The following is an 18109-nucleotide window of genomic DNA, read 5'->3' as shown; positions in this document are numbered from 1 at the left end:
CCGCTTTCCACCTTCTGCGCCTTCTCCTTGGCGTACCGGATTTCGCCTTCTAACGTGTTAAACCACATCATAAATACCGAATTCCAGGAGATCCTGTGGTGGCTTATCGACGTTATTACATTAAGGGGGGAACCTGGTTCTTCACTGTTAACGTTAAAGACCGTAGAAGCATGCACCTAACTGAAAACATAGAATTATTGCGCTACTCTGTCGCTGTTGTTAAACAACATCGCCCCTTTATTATTGATGCCTGGGTGGTGTTGCCTGAACATCTGCATTGCATCTGGACACTACCTCATAATGATGACGATTTTTCTTCACGCTGGAGAGATATCAAAGGCTGTTTTACCAGAACGTTAAAACGACAACCCCTCTGGCAACCGCGCTTCTGGGAGCATGCCATACGCGATGAAGATGATTACCGCCGACACGTTGATTACATCCATATCAATCCACTTAAGCATGGCTGGGTCACCCGGGTGATCGATTGGCCATTTTCAACCTTTCATCGCGATGTCCAGCGCGGGCTATATCCCCCAAACTGGGCTGGCGATAGCTTTGATCTTAGCTGCGGTGAACGCCGATAGCCTCTCCCCGGTGGCGCTGACGCTTACCGGGGCTACAAATCGGCGCCAACCGTAGCCCGGATGAGGCGTTAGCCGCTATCCGGGAAACCTCCCCCGCTGCGAGCGAAACTTCACCCAACTGTAATCTGAACGACATCTCTACCTTCTACTGTCTGGGCAGGACGGAGGAGGAGCCACTATGTTTAGTCTCGACAACGTACTCGATGACCTGTGGCCTCAGGCGAGGCCCGCCCCCTGGCAAAAGAAACTGTTAAAAAAGCTATTTTATGAGGAAGAGTTTCAACAATTTGCCGACCGTCACCGCCACCTGAAGGGGCTTGATACGGTCGAACAGGTGCTGGAATACCTCAATATTCGCTGCGCTATCCCGGCGCACGATCTCGAACAAATCCCCGAATATGGCCCGCTGGTCATTATCGCTAACCACCCCACCGGCACCCTCGACGGCCTGGCGCTCCTGTATGCGGTATCCCGCGTGCGCCGCGATGTCAAAGTGGTCACCAACCGCATGCTCACCCACCTTGAGCCCCTGAGCTCGCTGTTTATCCCGGTGGATAATATTCATGGCCGCACCGCTAAAACGGCGCTGCAGCAGATGGACCAGCAGCTGCAGGCCGGCGGGGTGCTGATCTTCTTCCCGGCGGGGGAAGTCTCCCGCCTCACCCGTCGCGGCATCCGCGATAAAAAATGGCACTCGGGCTTTATTAAGCTGGCGGCAAAATATCGCGCCCCGCTGCTGCCGGCGTGGATTAACGCCCACAACAGCGCCCTGTTTTACGCCAGCACCCTGGTCTCCGACAACCTGCCGCTGCTCCTGCTGATGCAACAGATGTTTCGCCGGCGCAACAGCAGCCTGCCGGTGCGCATCGGCCAGCAGATCCCCTGGTCGAGCTGGTTCGATGCCCAGTCCAGCGCTCGCGAGCTTACCGGCCGCTGCTATCAGCACCTTGACCAGCTGCGCGAAGGGCTGCCGGGGCGGTTTAAAACCGAAAGCGCCATCGCCCGTCCGGAAGACCGGGCGCGGCTTAAACGCGAACTGCACAAGGCCGAATGCCTGGGCCGCACCGCCGACGGCAAAGTGATTTACCTCTGGCAGCGCAACGGCCAGGAGGAGGCGCCGCTGCTGCGCGAGCTGGGACGCCTGCGGGAAATCGCCTTCCGCGCGGTCGGGGAAGGCAGCGGCAAACGGCGGGATATCGACCGGTATGACGACGACTATCTGCATCTGATCCTGTGGGATGAAGAAGATCTGGAAATCGTCGGCGCATACCGCTTTATGCCGACGGCCATACAGCTGGCAAAGCGCGGCCTGGAGGGGATCTACAGCTCCAGTCTCTTCCACTACGACGGGCGGATGGACGACATCCTGCAGCACGGCATTGAGCTGGGGCGCAGCTTTATCCAGCCGCGCTACTGGGGTCGACGCGGGCTGGACTATCTGTGGTCCGGCATCGGCGCTTATCTGGCGCGCTATCCGCACTATCGCTATCTGTTTGGCCCGGTGTCGATTTCTGGCGGGCTGCCGCCCGCCGCTCGCGATCTGCTGGTGGCGTTCTACCGGCTGTGGTTCCCGGCGACGCATCCGCTGGCGGAGTCGCGTCGCCCTTATCCGGCGTCGCTGCCCGACGTGCTGGCGCAGTTTGGCGGGGAGGATTACAACGACGACCTGGCCCGGCTGAAGTCCCTGCTGGGCAATCTCGGCTGCGCGATCCCGCCGCTGTATAAGCAGTACTCGGAAGTGTGCGAGCCGGGCGGAGTGCAGTTTATCGATTTCGGCAGCGATCCGGATTTCAATAACTGCGTGGATGGTCTGGTGCTGGTGGATCTCACCTACCTGAAGGCCAATCGCTATCAGCGCTATATTGGCGCGCATCTGGGTGCGCAAAAATCGGCATAAACGCTTTTTCCCGGCTTGCGGCGCGTTGCGCCTTAGCCGGGCTACGGTTCACCGTTTCCGACGGTTCGGTCGCCCGGAAAAGGCGCGTCAGGCGCCGCCTCCGGGAAGCAGCGGGCAATGCAGCATCCGCTTTTCTCCGCGGCTCGCGGCTGATACAAGCCTTACCCCGCCCGGTAATACGGCTTATCGCCAAGGATCGTCGCCCGGTGCATGATCCGCCGCTGCGGCAGATAGTCGGCATTGGCGTAATGCTGGGTTACCCGGTTATCCCAGATAGCGACATCGTTCGGCTGCCAGCGCCAGCGCACCTGAAACTCCGGTTTGGTGATATGGGCAAACAGGAAGCTCAGCAGCGCCGCGCTCTCTTTCTCGGTCACGTCGACAATCCGCGTGGTAAAGCCTTCGTTAACGAACAGCGCCTGCTTGCCGGTCACCGGGTGGGTACGCACCACCGGGTGCAGCAGCGGCGGATGCTTCGCCACCGCCTCCTGCCAGCGCCGATGCTCGGCTTCCGTGTGGTTGTACTTATACTCCTGGAACGATTTACGGAAATCGTGTTCCGCATGCAGGCCGCTCAGCAGCTGCCGGAAGGGCTCTGATAGCGCTTCCCAGGCGGCGATGCCGCTGGTCCACAGGGTGTCCCCGCCGGTCGTCGGCAACTCTTTCGCCGCCAGAATAGCGCCGGCGGGCGGCGTGTCGATAAAGGTGACATCGGTATGCCAGTTGTCATTATCCGGCGGATTATCGTTATGGGTATCGAGGACGATAATTTCCTCCACGCCCGGGGCATGAGGGTAGACCGGATGGATATGCAGGTCGCCAAACCGCAGCGCCAGGTCGCGCTGTTGCGCCGGGGTGATATTTTGCTCGCGCAGGAATACCACCTGATGACGCAGCACCGCGTGATACAGCTGTTCAAACTGGTTGTCGCTCAGCGGACGGGTTAAATCCGCCCCGGTCACCTGCGCGCCAATATACGGCCCCAGCGGGGTAATGCTCAGACGTTCACTCATTGTACTTCTCCATGCCAGGGCGTCAGGCGCCGCTGCAGCCCGCGCAGACCCAGTTCCAGTAAAAAGGCGATAATGGCAATCACCGCAATCCCCGCCAGCACCACATCAGTGGCGAGAAACTCGCCGGCGGACTGCACCATAAATCCTAACCCGCGGGTGGCGGCGATCAGCTCAGCGGCCACCAGCGTTGACCAACCGACGCCAAGACCAATGCGCAGCCCGGTGAGGATCTCCGGCAGCGCGCCGGGCAGGATCACCAGCCACAGCACCTGCGCCCGGCTGGCGCCCAGCGAACGGGCGGCGCGAATCCGCACCTGCTGCGCGCTTTTTACCCCCGCCAGCGCCGACATCGCTACCGGGGCGAAAATCGCCAGGTAGATCAGCAGGATCTTCGACGTTTCACCGATGCCAAACCAGATCACCATCAGCGGTAAGTAGGCCAGCGGCGGCACCGGACGATAAAGCTCGATCAGCGGATCGAGGATCCCGCGCACCGTTGAGTTGAGCCCCATGGCGATCCCCACCGGCACGCCGATCAGCACCGCCGCCAGCAGAGCGATAACGATCCGCGTCAGGCTCGCCGCCAGGTGCTGCCAGAGCGTCGCATCCATAAAGCCCTGCGGCCCGGCGATAGTGATAAGCTTCTGCAGCACCTGGCCCGGCGGCGGCAGAAACAGCGGGCTAATCAGCTGCAGCGCCGCGACCGCCCACCAGACGGCCAGCAACACCGCCAGGGTCGCCACGCTGAGGGTGAGCTGACGGGAGAGCGGCCAGCGCCACTTCAGCGTCAGTTGACGCGGTTTGTCGTTCAGTACCACGCTCATGAGAAAGCCTCCCGTTGGTCAAACACCCGGCTCAGAATGTATTCCCGCTGTTCAATAAACCGCGGGTCGGATTTGATGCTGCGGCAGGGTTCGCCCGCGACAAAGCGGCGGCTGAAATCCAGCGGCAGCCGCTCCACCACCCGCCCCGGCCCCGGCGACAGCAGCACCAGCTCGGTCGCCATAAAGATGGCCTCTTCAATGTCATGGGTGATGAGCAGCACCTGTTTGCCGGTCTCATGCCAGAGCGTCAGCAGCAGCGTTTGCATCTGCTCGCGGGTAAAGGCGTCAAGCGCGCCGAAGGGCTCATCCAGCAGCAACAGCTGCGGATTCGCCGCCAGCGCCCGGGCGATGCCCACCCGCTGGCGTTGACCGCCGGACAGCTGCCAGATAAAGCGCTTTTCCGCCCCTTCGAGGCCAACCTTTTTCAGCATCTGCGCCGCCGCTTGCCGCCGCTGCGCTTTATCCACGCCCGCCAGCTGCAGCCCCAGCGCCACGTTATCCTGCACATTGCGCCATGGCAGCAGGCCTTCGTTCTGGAAGACCACGCCGCGCTCTGCGCCCGGCCCGGTCACCCGCTGACCTTCGAGGGTGATGCTGCCGTGCTGATAGGGCACGAATCCGGCAATCAGGTTCAGCAGGGTAGTTTTACCGCAGCCCGAAGGCCCCAGCACCACCAGCAGCTCCCCACTCTCCAGCGTCAGGTTGATATCCGCCAGCGCCGGTTTACCGCCGTAGTCGGCGGAAAGATGCGAGATTTGCAGCATCGCCGCCTCCTTTACTTCACGAAACGGTCAGTAACGTACTGACGATAATCGGTTCCCGCCGCGGGCACTTTGCCCTGCTCTTTCAGAAAGCGCGCGGTATCGACGATGGCCTGATTGACCGGCCCGTTCAGCGCCTGCGCCTGCTCAGCGGCGGTCAGGTAGGTGTTCCCCTTCACCAGCCCGGGGACATCGGCTTCCGGCACGCCGCTCAGGCGCGCCAGCTTGCTGATGTTGTCCGGCTGTTTCAGCCATGCCTCCGGGTTGGCGATGTAGGGCTGCTGGGCGTCGATGGCGCTTTTAGCAAACGCTTTGACGATCTCCGGATGCTGCTCGGCGAAGTCCTTACGGACCACCCAGACGTCGAGGGTCGGTGCGCCCCACTCCCCGACCTGCGCGGAATCGGTCAGCACCTTGCCCTCTTTTTCCAGTTCGTTAACCGCTGGCGCCCAGACGTAAGCCCCGTCGATATCCCCGCGCTGCCATGCGGCGATAATCGCCGGCGGCTGCAGGTTAATAATCTGCACCTGGCCCGGCTTGATGCCCCAGTGTTTGAGCGCCGACAGCAGGCTGTAGTGGGTGGTGGAGATAAACGGCACGGCAATGCGTTTGCCGATCAGATCTTCCGGTTTGGTGATGCTTTTCTTCACCACCAGCGCTTCGGAGTTGCCGAGCTTTGAAGCGAGCAGGAACACTTCAATCGGCACCTGCTGGCTGGCGGCCACCGCCAGCGGGCTGGAGCCGATATTGCCGATCTGCACATCGCCGGAGGCCAGGGCGCGCACCACGCTGGCGCCGCTGTCAAATTTCCGCCAGTCGACGGTCGCCCCGCTGGTTTTGGCGAAGGTGTTGTCCGCCTGGGCGACTTTCGCCGGCTCAGCGGAGGTTTGATACGCCACGGTCACATTGACCGCCTGCGCCTGGAAGGCGGCGACGGCCAGCGCCGCCAGAAGAGTAATTCGCGATGTGAATGCCATAATGTCTGCTTCCCCTGAGTTGTTATAGGTGCAGTATTTCCGGCATCAGGATGGAGATGAAGTAATTAAAAATTCTGGCTAATAGCGAATCGTTTTTAGAAAAAAAGCGGGAAAGGATAGTTGATTTTGCGCGGTGGGTTGGCGGCAGAGGGTTGGCGCCGGGTGGCGGCTACGCCTTGCCCGGCCTACAGATCGCGCAAGGTGTAGGCCGGATAAGCGCAGCGCTACCCGGCACAAAACTCAGCGCTTCGCGTTAAGCTCAGCGATATCCTTCGGCGTGGTGCGGCAGCAGCCGCCGATCAGCCTCGCCCCGGCCGCCAGCCACTGCGGCAGATAATCCGTCAGGCTGGCGCACGCTTCGCCATGATGGTGCCAGGTCTTGCTCACCGCATCATAATGTTCGCCGGAGTTAGGATAGACCACCAGCGGCAGCGCCGTCAGGCTGTGCAGATGCGCCAGCGCCGCGGGCGTATTTTCCAGCGCGATACAGTTGATGCCCACCGCCACCACCTGCGGGTTATCCGCCAGGGCGGCCATCACCTCGCGCAGCGGCGTGCCATCGCTGAGATGTTCGGCGTCGCGCAGCGTGAAGGAGTACCAGGCGCGGGCGCGGGGATACTCCTGCAGCAGGGCTGTCAGGGCCTGGATCTCGGCGAATGACGGCAGGGTTTCACAGGCCAGCAGGTCGGCGCCCGCATCCAGCAGCGCTTCGACGCGCGGGCGGTGGAAGGCCTGGAACTCTGCCGCGCTGCGCTGATAATCGCCGCGATACTCCGAGCCGTCGGCGAGAAAGGCGCCATACGGCCCCACCGAACCGGCGACCAGCAGCGTGCCGGCGTGTGGATTCTCGGCGAGGTACGCCTCGCGCGCTTTGCGCGCCAGCTCGACGCTTTTGCCGATCAGCGCCCGGGACTGCGCATCATCCAGGCCGCGCGCGGCAAAGCCGGCGGGAGTGGCCTGATAGCTGGCGGTGATCGCCACCTGCGCTCCGGCGCGAAAGTAGTCGAGATGCACATCGCGGATCAGCTGCGGGTTCTCCAGCAGCACTTTCGCCGACCACAGGCTGTCAGCCAGATCGCAGCCGCGGGCCTCCAGCTCGGTGGCCATGGCGCCGTCCAGCAGCACAAAAGGCTGGGCGGCAAGCAGGGCGGTAAACGGATTAGTCTGCGACATGTTGTGGCTCCTGAGTCATTTTCCGTGAACGAGTAAGATACCAGGCACCATAGCACAGGGCCACAAAGGGGATCCCGCACCACAGCGCAATTCTCTGGCTCGGGTCAAAAGCGAGGCCCACGCAGGCCACCAGGCACAGCACAAAGCCCAGAATCGGCACCACCGGATACCAGGGGGCGCGATACTGCAGATCGCTCAGCGCCTTACCCTGCTGCAGATGGCGGCGGCGGAACATAAAGTGCGAGGCGCAGATGCTCAACCACACCGCCACCACCGCAAAGCCGGAGATCGCCGACAGCGCCACAAACACCGTATCGGGCGCCACCACGCTGGAGAACAGCGCCAGCACGCCGCCCAGCATACTCACCGACAGCGCGGTCACCGGCACGCCCCGTTTATTGACTTTGGCAAAGCAGGCCGGCAGCGTCTTCTCGTTCGACAGCGACCACAGCATCCGCCCGGAAGCGTACAGGCCGGAGTTGGCCGCCGAGAGGATCGCCGTCAGGATCACGAAGTTGAAAATATCCGCCGCGTAAGGGATGCCCACCTTTTCAAACACCAGCACGAAGGGGCTTTTCTCCACCCCCGCCTGTTGCATCGGGATCAGCGCCGCCAGCACAAACACGGTGCCGATAAAGAAAATAATCAGCCGGGCGATGGTGGTGCGAATGGCGACCGGAATGACCTTATGCGGGTTTTCCGTCTCTCCGGCGGCAATGCCGATAAGCTCCGTCCCGGAGAAGGCGAAGTTCACCGCCACCATGGTCATCAGGATCGGCAGGCCACCGTGCGGGAACCAGCCTTCGGCGGTGAGATTGCGCAGGCCCGGCGCCGGGGAGCCATCCTGCATCGGAATGATGCCGAAAATGGCCGCGCCGCCGAGAATAATAAACGCGATGATGGTGATCACTTTCACCAGCGAGAACCAGAACTCGCCTTCGGCGAAGAAGCGGGTCGAAATGATGTTAAGACCGAAAATCACCGCGCAAAACACCACGCACCAGATCCAGACCGGCACCTGCGGGAACCAGTACTGCATACAGAAGCCGGCGGCGGTGAAGCTCGAACCCAGCGCCACCGTCCACGTCAGCCAGTAGAGCCACGCCACGGTATAGCCCGTCGCCGGGCCAAGGTAGCGCGCCGCGTAGACGTGGAAGGCGCCGGTCTCCGGCATCGCCACCGACAGTTCGCCGAGGCACTGCATCACCAGCCAGACCACCAGGGCGCCAATCAGATACGCCAGCAGCGTTCCGGCCGCGCCTGTGGTGGAGATGATATAGCCGGTATTAAAGAACAGGCCGGTGCCAATCACGCCGCCGAGCGACAGCATGATCAGATGGCGCGTTTTCATGGTGCGCTTCAGTTGCCCACCTTGTTGTTGTGTTGTGCTTTGCATTTTATTTTCTCACGCCAGCCCGCTTGCCCGGGCCATGATGCGTATAAACGTATAGACATCTAAACATCCAAAAGAAGAAGTGTTATACCGTGCCACCGCGGAAAAAGCAAAGCCGCTGCACCAGGTCGCGCGCCGACAGCGTGCAGCCTGCCCCATTTTTGCGCAGCGCCGGTGAGCGCGCCACGGGCTGGCGCCTCATCGCGGCGGACAACGTTCTGGCACTCTCTTTGCAGCCTGTCGTTCAGAACCTTTCTATCTGGCGAGGCAACACGTATGACAGAGCACACCACCACCTTAAAAAGAACGCTCGGCAGTTTTCGTTTATGGGGGATCGCCGTCGGACTGGTGATATCCGGGGAGTACTTCGGCTGGAGCTACGGCTGGTCGCAGGCGGGCACGATGGGGTTTATGGTCGTCGCCCTGGCGGTCGCCGCCATGTACTGCGCCTTTATTTTCAGCTTTACCGAGCTGACCACCGCCATCCCGCACGCTGGCGGCCCTTTCGCCTACGCCTACCGCGCCTTCGGGCCCACCGGCGGCTTTATCGCCGGTTTTGCCACTCTGATTGAATTCGTCTTCGCCCCGCCGGCCATCGCCATGGCCATCGGCGCCTACCTCAACGTGCAGTTTCCGGCGCTGGATCCGAAGTGGGTCGCCTGCGGCGCTTACGGGATCTTTATGACGCTCAATATCCTCGGCGTCGGCATCGCCGCCACCTTCGAGCTGATCGTCACCCTGCTGGCCATCTTCGAGCTGCTGGTGTTTATGGGCGTGGTCGCCCCCGGCTTCTCCTGGAGCCACTTCACCGCCAACGGCTGGGCGGGCGCGGAAAGCTTTAGCGGCCTGGCGCTGCCGGGGATGTTCGCCGCCATTCCGTTCGCTATCTGGTTTTTTCTCGCCATTGAGGGGGCTTCCATGGCCGCCGAAGAGGCAAAAGATCCGCAGCGCACCATTCCGCGCGCCCTGGGCGGCGGCATTCTGACGCTGACGGTGCTGGCGATCGGCGTGATGGTCTTCGCCGGCGGCGTCGGCGACTGGCGCGCGCTGTCCAATATCAACGACCCGCTGCCTCAGGCGATGAAGACGGTGGTGGGCAACGGCAGCGGCTGGCTGCATATGCTGGTGTGGCTGGGGCTGTTTGGCCTCGTCGCCTCCTTCCACGGCATCATTATGGGCTACTCGCGGCAGATCTACTCCCTCGCCCGCGCCGGCTATCTGCCCGCCGGGCTGGCCTCCCTCAACCGCCGCACCCGCACCCCGCATCTGGCGATCCTCGCCGGCGGCGTGGTGGGTATCGCCGCGATCTTCTCCGACTCGCTGATCACCATCAGCGGCATGCCGTTGACCGCCTGCATCGTCACCATGTCGGTATTTGGGGCTATTGTTATGTATATCACTTCCATGGCGGCGCTGTTCAAACTGCGCCGTAGCGAGCCGAAGCTGATCCGTCCGTTCCGCGCGCCGCTCTACCCGCTGGCGCCGGCCTTTGCCCTCGGCATGGCGGTGATCTGCCTGGTGGCGATGGTCTGGTATAACCTGCTGCTGGCGCTGATTTTCGCGGCGATGATGCTCGGCGGCTACCTGTGGTTCCGCAAAACCGCAGCGGCCCGTGAACGGGCGCCAGTGGATCCTCAACTGCGCACGGTCTCCTGAGGAGGCGGCATGTATAAAACCACGCTATCGGGCCAGGTATGGCGCTTTGATAGTCTGAAAACGCTGATGGCGAAAGCGTCGCCGGCCCGCTCCGGCGACGCCCTGGCGGGCGTTATCGCCCACTCGGCCGAAGAGCGGATGGCGGCGAAAATGACCCTCGCCGAGGTGCCGCTGACCGACATTCTCGACAATCCGCTTATCCCCTACGAGCAGGACGAAGTGACCCGCCTGATCCTCGACACCCATGATGCGCAGGGCTTTGCCGCCCTGCGTCACCTGACGGTCGGCGATTTCCGCGACTGGCTGCTGGACGATGCCACCGATACCGCCACGCTGCAGCGGGTCGCCCGCGCTATCACCCCGGAGATGGCGGCGGCGGTAAGCAAGCTGATGCGCAATCAGGATCTGATCCTCGCCGCCAGCAAGTGTCAGGTGGTGACGCGCTTTCGCAACACCATCGGCCTGCCCGGCCACCTCAGCGTGCGCCTGCAGCCCAATCATCCCACCGATGACCTGAAAGGCATCGCCGCCAGTATGCTCGACGGACTGCTGTACGGCGCCGGGGATGCGGTGATCGGCATCAACCCGGCCAGCGACAGCTTACCGGTGCTGGCGCAGCTGAACGTGATGCTGGACGATATTATCCAGCGCTTCGCCATTCCCACCCAGTCCTGCATTCTGACCCACGTCACCAATACGCTGCAGCTGATTGAGCGCGGCGCGCCGGTGGATCTGGTGTTTCAGTCGGTGGCGGGAACCGAAGCGGCCAACAGCGGCTTCGGCATCAACCTTGCCATGCTGCAGGAGGCCCGCGAGGCGGCCCTCAGCCTCGGTCGCGGCACCCTCGGCAACAATGTAATGTATTTTGAGACCGGCCAGGGGAGCTGCCTGTCGGCCAACGCCCACCACGGCGTCGACCAGCAGACCTGCGAGGCGCGGGCCTACGCCGTCGCCCGCCACTTTGAACCGCTGCTGGTCAATACGGTGGTTGGCTTTATCGGTCCGGAGTATCTCTACGACGGCAAGCAGATTATTCGCGCCGGGCTGGAGGATCACTTCTGCGGCAAGCTGATGGGTCTGCCGATCGGCTGCGACGTCTGCTATACCAACCACGCGGAAGCGGATCAGGATGATATGGACACCCTGCTGACCCTGCTGTGCGCCGCCGGGCTCACCTTCCTGATCGGCGTGCCAGGGGCGGACGATATCATGCTTAATTACCAGAGCACCTCGTTCCATGACGCGCTCTACGCCCGTCGTCTGCTGGGCTTAAAGCATGCCCCGGAGTTCGCCGACTGGCTGGCGAAGATGCAAATTATCGATCCGCACGGCGCGCTGCGGCTCACCGACGCCCGCCATCCGCTGCTGTCCGTTCTGCCGCAAGGAGCCCCCGTATGAACCGTCCCGACGCCTGGAACCCGCTGCGTGAATTTACCGATGCGCGGATCGCCCTGGGCCGCAGCGGCGCCAGCCTGCCGACCCGCGAAGTCCTTAACTTTGGTCTGGCCCACGCCAGAGCGCGGGACGCCATTCATCAGCCGTTCGCCAGCCAGCAGCTGGTGGCGCCGCTGGCGGCGCTCGGCCTCGACACCCTGACGGTGCACAGCGCCGCGCCGGACCGTCATACCTATCTGCGGCGCCCGGATCTCGGGCGTCAGCTCGCCGACCAGAGTCGCGCCGACCTCGCCGCCAGCGGCGTCCGCCCCGCCGACCTGCTGCTGGTGATCGGCGACGGCCTCTCTTCCTGGGCGGTAGAGCGTCAGGCGGTGCCGTTGATCCGCGCCCTGCTGCCCTGGCTGCAGACGCTGGGGATCGGCCTGGCGCCGGTGGTGCTGGCCCATCAGTCGCGGGTGGCGCTGGGGGATGATATTGGCGAAACCCTGAAAGCCCGCGCGGTGGCGATCCTGATTGGCGAACGACCGGGCCTCTCCTCGCCGGACAGCCTCGGCGTCTACCTCACCTGGCAGCCCCATCGGCAGCGGCTGGAGTCAGAGCGCAACTGTATCTCCAATATTCGCCCGGAAGGGCTGAGCCATGACGCCGCCGCCTTTAAACTGGCCTGGCTGCTGGAGCAGGCTTTTTTACGACGGCTTACCGGCGTGCGCCTGAAAGATGAAAGCGATAATCCGGCGCTGCATGGAAAAATAAAACCATTGACCCCTTTAAAATAATAAGTCACGCGAGCCGAAGAATAGATTTTTAATATTACCTGGCGCACCTGAATATTATATTCGGGTGCGCGCTGAAATCGCCCGGCGGCGCTTCGCTGCGCGAGCCTGTGGAAACCGTTCAACCGGTTTATATTGCTTTTTTTCCAGGCCGGATAAGGCGCCAGTCGCCACCTTGGAAAATACGTTCAGCGTATCAAAAGCCGTGTTGTCACCAGCCTTATGCCCTTGCCTGCAGGTAATAAGAATATTGCATGAGTAAAAACGAAACGGACGTTGTAAGGTAATTCAGCGCCTTAAAAATACCCGTCATACTTTAAGTTGCATGTGCGTTGGCTGCGTTCTCTCCCCCCAGTCACTGACTTCTGCAAGCGCCTGGGGACTCGCTCACATGCCGCCTTCATGCGACTCGAATTATTTAGGGTATATATCTCGTTATCTATTCAACATAACAGCCAATAATTCGCCAGATACGCTGGCGAATTATTCCTCAATGTTATGCAGTCATTGATGGTTAAAGATAAATAATCGACCGACGGAGAAATACCAATGAAATCGTTTTCCGGGAAAGCGTCTTTAATGGCCACGCTGGTAGCCGCGCTGGCCGGCGCGAGCAGCGCGCAGGCAGCGGAAATTAAAATCGGGGTGGTATTACCCCTGAGCGGCGCCCTCAGCGGCTATGGTCAGCCGTCGCAGAAAGGGCTGGACATTATTCAGACCATCACCCCGACGTTAAAAAATGGCGATACCATCAAGCTTATCGTTATCGATGATAAAAGCGACAAAGTCGAAGCGGCCAACGCCATGCAGCGGCTGGTCTCCAGCGATAAAGTGGATGCCGTGATCGGGGAAGTCACCTCCTCCAACACCCTGGCGATGACCAAGATCGCCGACGACAGCAAAACGCCGCTGGTCTCTTCCACCGCCACCAACGACCGCGTCACCCGCAACCATCCGTACGTCAGCCGGGTCTGCTTCTCGGACAGCTTCCAGGGGGTGGTCGGGGCCAATCTGGCCTCCCGCGATCTGAAAGCCAAAACCGCCGCCATCGTGTTTGACAGTAGCAACGATTACTCCGTCGGCCTGGCGAAAGCGTTCCGCACCCAGTTCCTGAAAAACGGCGGCACCATTCCCATCGAGGTACAGGCCCCGGGCGGCAGCAAGGACTTTAAAGCCCAGCTGGCGAGCGTCAAGGCGAAGAATGTCGACATGATTTATATGCCGATCTACTACACCGAAGGGGCGCTGATTGCCGTGCAGTCAAAACAGCTGGGGCTCAACAAACCGGTGGTGGGCGGCGACGGTCTGGCCGCGGATCAGGTCTTCTTCGATGTGGGTAAAGACGCGGTCAACGGCTATATGACCACCGATTACTACTCGCCGAACGCCAAGGAGCAGACCCCGGCCGGGGAAACCTTCATCAAAGCCTGGGAAGCCAAATACCAGCAGCCGACCCATACCTGGGGCGCTATGGCGGCGGACGCCTATAACGTTATCGTCAACGCCATGAACCAGTGCAGCGATCCCCACGATCGGGTCTGCGTGAATGAAAAAATCCGCGCCACCAAAGATTTCCAGGGCGTGACCGGCACGCTGACGTTACAGAACGGCGACGCCATTCGCAGCGCGGTCATCAACGAAGTGAAAGATGGCAAGCTGGCGTTTCGTACCGTGGTTAACCCTTAAGTTGTGACGAGGCTACAAAATGGACGGCGCCATTTTTCTCCAGCAAGTGGTCAATGGAATGAGTCTTGGGGGCATGTACGCCCTGATTGCCATCGGTTATACGATGGTTTATGGCGTGCTAAGGCTGATCAACTTCGCCCATGCGGACGTGATGATGGTCGGCGCGTTTAGTACGCTGTTTTTATTTTCTTCGATTGGGCTACCCTTCGGGGTAGCCGTTTTCCTGACTCTCGGGCTGTGCGGCCTGTTTGGCATGCTGATTGACCGGGTCGCCTATCGTCCGCTGCGCCAGGCCTCGAAAATTTCCATGCTGATCACCGCCATCGGCGTCAGCTTCTTCCTCGAAAACCTGTTTAACGTGCTGTTTGGCGGCAGCTCGCGCTTCTTCTCCGCCCCTGACTTTTTCAACCAGACCCGGGCCTTCGGCAGCGTCATCATTACCAACGTGGCGTGGATTGTGCCGCTGATCACCGTCCTGCTGCTGCTGGCGATCCTCTGGCTGCTGTACCGCACCCGCTATGGAATGGCGATCCGCGCGGTAGCCTTTGACGTCAACACCGTGCGTCTGATGGGCATTGACGCCAACCGGATCATCTCCCTGGTCTTCGCCCTCGGCAGCAGCCTCGCGGCGCTCGGCGGCGTGTTCTACTCCATCAGCTACCCGACGATCGATCCCCTGATGGGCGTGCTTATCGGCCTGAAGGCCTTCGCCGCCGCCGTGCTGGGCGGGATCGGCAGCGTCACCGGCGCGGTGCTGGGCGGCTTTATCCTTGGTTTTACCGAGGTGGTCGCGGTGGCGATCTTCCCCGAACTGGGCGGCTATAAAGACGCTTTCGCCTTCCTGTTCTTGATTCTGGTCCTCTTGTTCCGCCCGGTCGGCATTATGGGCGACGAACGTCTGGAAAGGAGCCGTTTCTGATGCTCAACGCGACGACCACCGCCGGGGCGCAGCTGCGCAACCTGGCCATTATTGTCATCTGTATCGCGCTGCTGGCCGGAATCAACGTGGTTTTCAATGACTACATTGTTCGCGTCATCAGCACCATTTTTATCTTTATGATCCTCGCGGTCAGCTACAACCTGATCAACGGCGTGACCGGCCAGCTGTCGCTGGAGCCGAACGGCTTCGTGGCGGTGGGCGCCTACGTCACCGCCCTGCTGATCCTCTCCAGCGACAGCAAAATAGATATGTTTGAAATGGCCGCCCCCAGCCCGTGGATCCTCAGCCTGCACGCGGGCTTCCTCCCCGCCCTGCTGATAAGCGGCCTGTGCGCGGCGGCGCTGGCGGTGTGCCTCGCCGTGCCGGTCTTCCGGGTGCGCGGCGACTACCTGGCCATCGTCACCCTCGGCTTCGGGTTTATCATCAAGATCCTCGCCATTAACAACCCGCAAATCACCAACGGCGCCATCGGGCTGAACGATATTCCGCAGCAGCCGCATCTCCTGTTCTGGTGCGGCCTGTTCGCCCTGCTGGCCACCGGCATGATCCTCCAGCTGGTGTGGTCGAAGTATGGCCGGATGATGAAAGCCATTCGCGACGATGAAGATGCGGCGATCGCCATGGGGGTCAACACCTTCCGCATTAAAACCTGCGCCTTCGCCACCAGCGCCTTCTTCGAAGGGATCGGCGGCGGTCTGCTGGCTTCCCTGCTGACCACCATTTCCCCGGGGCTGTTCGACTTTATGCTCACCTTCCAGCTGCTGATTATTATCGTCCTCGGCGGGCTCGGCAGCACCACCGGCGCCCTGCTCGGCACCGTGCTGGTGGTCGGCAGCGGCGAGTGGCTGCGCTTTCTCGACCAGCCGCTGCAGTTCTTCGGTCACGATCTCGGCGCCTATCCGGGCCTGAGAATGGTGGTCTTCTCCCTGCTGCTGCTGATCATCATGCTTTTCGCCCGCGAAGGGCTGCTGGGGAAAAAAGAGATTTGGCAGATGGGAAGAAGGAACAGCAGCTATGGCGGAAAATAAAATCATCCTGCAGGTGCAGGACGTCACCATGCAGTTTGGCGGCCTACGGGCCATCGACAACGTCAGCTTCCATGTTGATGAAGCGGAGATCTTTGGCCTTATCGGCCCTAACGGCGCGGGCAAGACCACCCTGTTTAACGTCATCACCGCCAACTATAAGCCCACCAGCGGCAGCGTCACCCTCGCGGGCACGTCGCTGAAGGGGCTGAAGCCCAACCAGGTGGTCAACGCCGGGATCGCCCGCACCTTCCAGAATATCCGGCTGTTTAACTCGATGACGGTGCTGGAGAACGTGATGGTTGGACTCGACCGCGCCAGCCGCTACTCGCTGCTGGAGGCGGCCCTGCACATTGGCCGCTACTTTCCGGCCGAGCGGGCGGCGAAGGCCAAAGCGATGGCCATTCTGGAAGACATCGGCATCGCCCACTTCGCCCATATGCAGGCCACGAACCTGAGCTATGGCAACCAGCGCAAAGTGGAGATCGCCCGCGCGCTGGCCACCTCGCCGAAGCTGCTGCTGCTCGATGAGCCGGCCGCCGGGATGAACCCAAAGGAGACCGAGGATCTGGCGGAGCTGATCTTCCGCATGCGCCATGACTATCAGCTCAGCGTCCTGTTAATCGAGCACGATATGCCCTTCGTCAACCGTCTGTGCGAACGGGTGATGGTCCTGGAGTATGGTAAGCCATTGTTCAGCGGCCTGATGGCCGAGGCGATCCAGCATCCGGACGTCATTTCCGCTTATCTGGGAGAAGCCAATTATGCTTAACGCCAGAGAACTGAAGGTCTTTTACGGCGTGATCCAGGGGCTGAAAGGCGTCGATATCGATGTTTATGACCGGGAGATCGTCACCCTGATCGGCAGCAATGGCGCCGGTAAAACCTCCACCCTCAATGGGATCGTCAACCTGGTGCGCTCCAGCGGGCGCGTCAGCTTCCTCAACGACGATATCTCGCGCAGCCAGACCCACCAGATCGTACGTCGCGGGCTGGCGCTGGTGCCGGAGGGACGCCGGGTCTTTACCAACCTGACCATCGAAGAGAACCTGCGCATGGGCGCTTACAATAATCTCGCCGGCTACACCCGCCTGCGCGATCGTATGTACGCCCTCTTTCCACGGCTCAAGGAGCGGCGCCATCAGATGGCGGGCACCATGAGCGGCGGCGAGCAGCAGATGCTGGCCATCGCCCGGGCGCTGATGAGCGAGCCGGTGTTATTGATGCTGGATGAACCGAGCCTCGGGCTGGCGCCGAAAATTGTCGGCGAGCTGTTCGGCATCATTAAGCAACTGCGCGAAGAGAATATGACGGTGCTGCTGGTGGAGCAGAATGCGACGGCCGCGCTGGCGATCGCCGATCGGGCGTATGTCCTGGAGAATGGCCGGATCACCTTGTCAGGCGCGGCGCGGGAGATGCTGACTAACCCGGAAATTAAGCGGATGTATCTGGGGGGATAAGGGGGGTTAAAACTGCCTGGGCTGCGGCGGCGCCTCCTGCGATGCCGCAACCTCAGGCAGTCTCTTGCTACACAAAGCACACCTCGTTCCAGTAGGCTTCTCGCGTCCTGCGTCGCTCAGTATGTCTTATCATGACGGAACCACCGGGTTTCCACGTTGCCAATGTCCACGCCGTAGAGGCTGGCCACCGGCAGGATCGCCTCCATGACGCGTTGAGTATCTTGCTGTCCGGCTTCACCGTTGGACAAAAAAGCCAGCCAGCCCGTTAACCGTTGCCACAATGCCACTTTCGTTTTCTCCTCTGTCGGGAAGCGAATCGCCTGGGTCTATTTCAACCACAGTTGGCCGGGCGTGGGAAATATTAATTCCGAATTTGCAATCCTGGCTGGCGCATATTACGCCCGGTCCTGTCACCCTCACCCTCTCTCCGGAGGGAAAGAGGGCCGTTCGGCACTCGTGACTGCGCCGGTAAAACGCTACCAGCGCATAAAGAATACCCACAGGTTTGTTAAGTTCTTTTTCGTTATAGATAAGAATTTTTTCTTCTTT

General features: G+C 61.1%; 19 protein-coding genes. 10 read left to right on the top strand and 9 right to left on the bottom strand.

Annotation, left to right across the window (positions count from 1 at the left end; all coding sequences use genetic code 11):
* The first annotated feature begins 95 nt into the window (after nt 1-95).
* Together ABLV52_RS19550 and ABLV52_RS19545 are read left to right on the top strand one after the other, a co-directional pair.
* Nucleotides 96-587, top strand: coding sequence for a transposase (locus ABLV52_RS19550; RefSeq protein WP_348890841.1), 492 nt, complete (start codon nt 96-98; stop codon nt 585-587).
* Between the two features lie 178 nt (nt 588-765).
* The gene (locus tag ABLV52_RS19545) at nt 766-2484 is read left to right on the top strand and encodes a GNAT family N-acyltransferase (RefSeq protein ID WP_348890840.1); all 1719 of its coding nucleotides are present in this window, start codon (nt 766-768) and stop codon (nt 2482-2484) included.
* A gap of 161 nt (nt 2485-2645) precedes the next feature.
* Here the strand turns inward: ABLV52_RS19545 and tauD are convergent, their stop codons facing one another.
* The 7 genes from tauD to ABLV52_RS19510 form a co-directional block, all read right to left on the bottom strand.
* Nucleotides 2646-3497 (bottom strand): taurine dioxygenase, encoded by an 852-nt coding sequence (gene tauD / locus ABLV52_RS19540; protein WP_023288563.1) that lies wholly within the window; start codon nt 3495-3497, stop codon nt 2646-2648.
* Nucleotides 3494-4321: a taurine ABC transporter permease TauC gene (gene tauC, locus ABLV52_RS19535; RefSeq protein WP_049013810.1), complete on the bottom strand. Its 828-nt coding sequence runs from the start codon at nt 4319-4321 to the stop codon at nt 3494-3496. Before tauC ends, tauD begins: the two co-directional genes overlap by 4 nt.
* The gene (gene tauB, locus ABLV52_RS19530) at nt 4318-5085 is read right to left on the bottom strand and encodes a taurine ABC transporter ATP-binding subunit (protein WP_023288561.1); all 768 of its coding nucleotides are present in this window, start codon (nt 5083-5085) and stop codon (nt 4318-4320) included. The genes tauC and tauB overlap by 4 nt, the downstream gene beginning before the upstream one ends.
* A gap of 11 nt (nt 5086-5096) precedes the next feature.
* Nucleotides 5097-6059: a taurine ABC transporter substrate-binding protein gene (gene tauA / locus ABLV52_RS19525; protein WP_004204897.1), complete on the bottom strand. Its 963-nt coding sequence runs from the start codon at nt 6057-6059 to the stop codon at nt 5097-5099.
* A gap of 240 nt (nt 6060-6299) precedes the next feature.
* The gene (gene mmuM / locus ABLV52_RS19520) at nt 6300-7232 is read right to left on the bottom strand and encodes a homocysteine S-methyltransferase (RefSeq protein ID WP_032453384.1); all 933 of its coding nucleotides are present in this window, start codon (nt 7230-7232) and stop codon (nt 6300-6302) included.
* The gene (mmuP, locus tag ABLV52_RS19515; RefSeq protein ID WP_032453383.1) at nt 7219-8628 is read right to left on the bottom strand and encodes an S-methylmethionine permease; all 1410 of its coding nucleotides are present in this window, start codon (nt 8626-8628) and stop codon (nt 7219-7221) included. The genes mmuM and mmuP overlap by 14 nt, the downstream gene beginning before the upstream one ends.
* A gap of 82 nt (nt 8629-8710) precedes the next feature.
* Nucleotides 8711-8839 carry a hypothetical protein gene (locus ABLV52_RS19510; protein ID WP_072199122.1) on the bottom strand — a complete coding sequence of 43 codons (129 nt, stop codon included), beginning with the start codon at nt 8837-8839 and terminating at the stop codon, nt 8711-8713.
* 62 nt (nt 8840-8901) lie between these two features.
* Between ABLV52_RS19510 and eat the strand changes: the two genes are divergently transcribed.
* The 3 genes from eat to eutC are packed head-to-tail and all read left to right on the top strand — an operon-like array spanning nt 8902 to nt 12452.
* Nucleotides 8902-10281, top strand: a complete 1380-nt coding sequence (eat, locus tag ABLV52_RS19505; protein ID WP_348890839.1) for an ethanolamine permease — start codon at nt 8902-8904, stop codon at nt 10279-10281.
* A 9-nt stretch (nt 10282-10290) separates the two neighbouring features.
* Nucleotides 10291-11679 carry an ethanolamine ammonia-lyase subunit EutB gene (locus tag ABLV52_RS19500; RefSeq protein WP_023288556.1) on the top strand — a complete coding sequence of 463 codons (1389 nt, stop codon included), beginning with the start codon at nt 10291-10293 and terminating at the stop codon, nt 11677-11679.
* On the top strand, nt 11676-12452 hold the full coding sequence (gene eutC / locus ABLV52_RS19495) for an ethanolamine ammonia-lyase subunit EutC (protein WP_348890838.1): 777 nt from the start codon (nt 11676-11678) through the stop codon (nt 12450-12452). Before ABLV52_RS19500 ends, eutC begins: the two co-directional genes overlap by 4 nt.
* Before the next feature lie 440 nt (nt 12453-12892).
* Here eutC and ABLV52_RS19490 read toward each other — a convergent pair whose 3' ends face one another.
* Nucleotides 12893-13036 (bottom strand): hypothetical protein, encoded by a 144-nt coding sequence (locus ABLV52_RS19490; RefSeq protein WP_032428606.1) that lies wholly within the window; start codon nt 13034-13036, stop codon nt 12893-12895.
* Between ABLV52_RS19490 and ABLV52_RS19485 the strand changes: the two genes are divergently transcribed.
* The 5 genes from ABLV52_RS19485 to ABLV52_RS19465 are packed head-to-tail and all read left to right on the top strand — an operon-like array spanning nt 13029 to nt 17560.
* On the top strand, nt 13029-14135 hold the full coding sequence (locus tag ABLV52_RS19485) for an ABC transporter substrate-binding protein (protein WP_072096492.1): 1107 nt from the start codon (nt 13029-13031) through the stop codon (nt 14133-14135). The genes ABLV52_RS19490 and ABLV52_RS19485 overlap by 8 nt on opposite strands.
* Before the next feature lie 19 nt (nt 14136-14154).
* Nucleotides 14155-15054 carry a branched-chain amino acid ABC transporter permease gene (locus ABLV52_RS19480; protein ID WP_348890837.1) on the top strand — a complete coding sequence of 300 codons (900 nt, stop codon included), beginning with the start codon at nt 14155-14157 and terminating at the stop codon, nt 15052-15054.
* On the top strand, nt 15054-16103 hold the full coding sequence (locus tag ABLV52_RS19475) for a branched-chain amino acid ABC transporter permease (RefSeq protein WP_049013815.1): 1050 nt from the start codon (nt 15054-15056) through the stop codon (nt 16101-16103). The genes ABLV52_RS19480 and ABLV52_RS19475 overlap by 1 nt, the downstream gene beginning before the upstream one ends.
* A complete protein-coding gene (locus tag ABLV52_RS19470; protein ID WP_032453292.1) occupies nt 16090-16872 on the top strand; it encodes an ABC transporter ATP-binding protein in 783 nt (260 codons plus the stop codon). Before ABLV52_RS19475 ends, ABLV52_RS19470 begins: the two co-directional genes overlap by 14 nt.
* Nucleotides 16865-17560, top strand: a complete 696-nt coding sequence (locus ABLV52_RS19465) for an ABC transporter ATP-binding protein (protein ID WP_004204908.1) — start codon at nt 16865-16867, stop codon at nt 17558-17560. Before ABLV52_RS19470 ends, ABLV52_RS19465 begins: the two co-directional genes overlap by 8 nt.
* 116 nt (nt 17561-17676) lie before the next feature.
* Here ABLV52_RS19465 and ABLV52_RS19460 read toward each other — a convergent pair whose 3' ends face one another.
* Entirely contained in the window at nt 17677-17847 is a 171-nt protein-coding gene (locus tag ABLV52_RS19460) for a hypothetical protein (protein WP_002890108.1), read from the bottom strand.
* Nucleotides 17848-18109 lie beyond the last annotated feature (262 nt).

This window comes from Klebsiella sp. GB_Kp056 (assembly GCF_040064755.1).
GTDB classification, from domain to species: domain Bacteria; phylum Pseudomonadota; class Gammaproteobacteria; order Enterobacterales; family Enterobacteriaceae; genus Klebsiella; species Klebsiella quasipneumoniae.
Note: the sequence above shows the minus strand (reverse complement) of the source record. Positions and strands in the feature narration are given on the sequence as shown.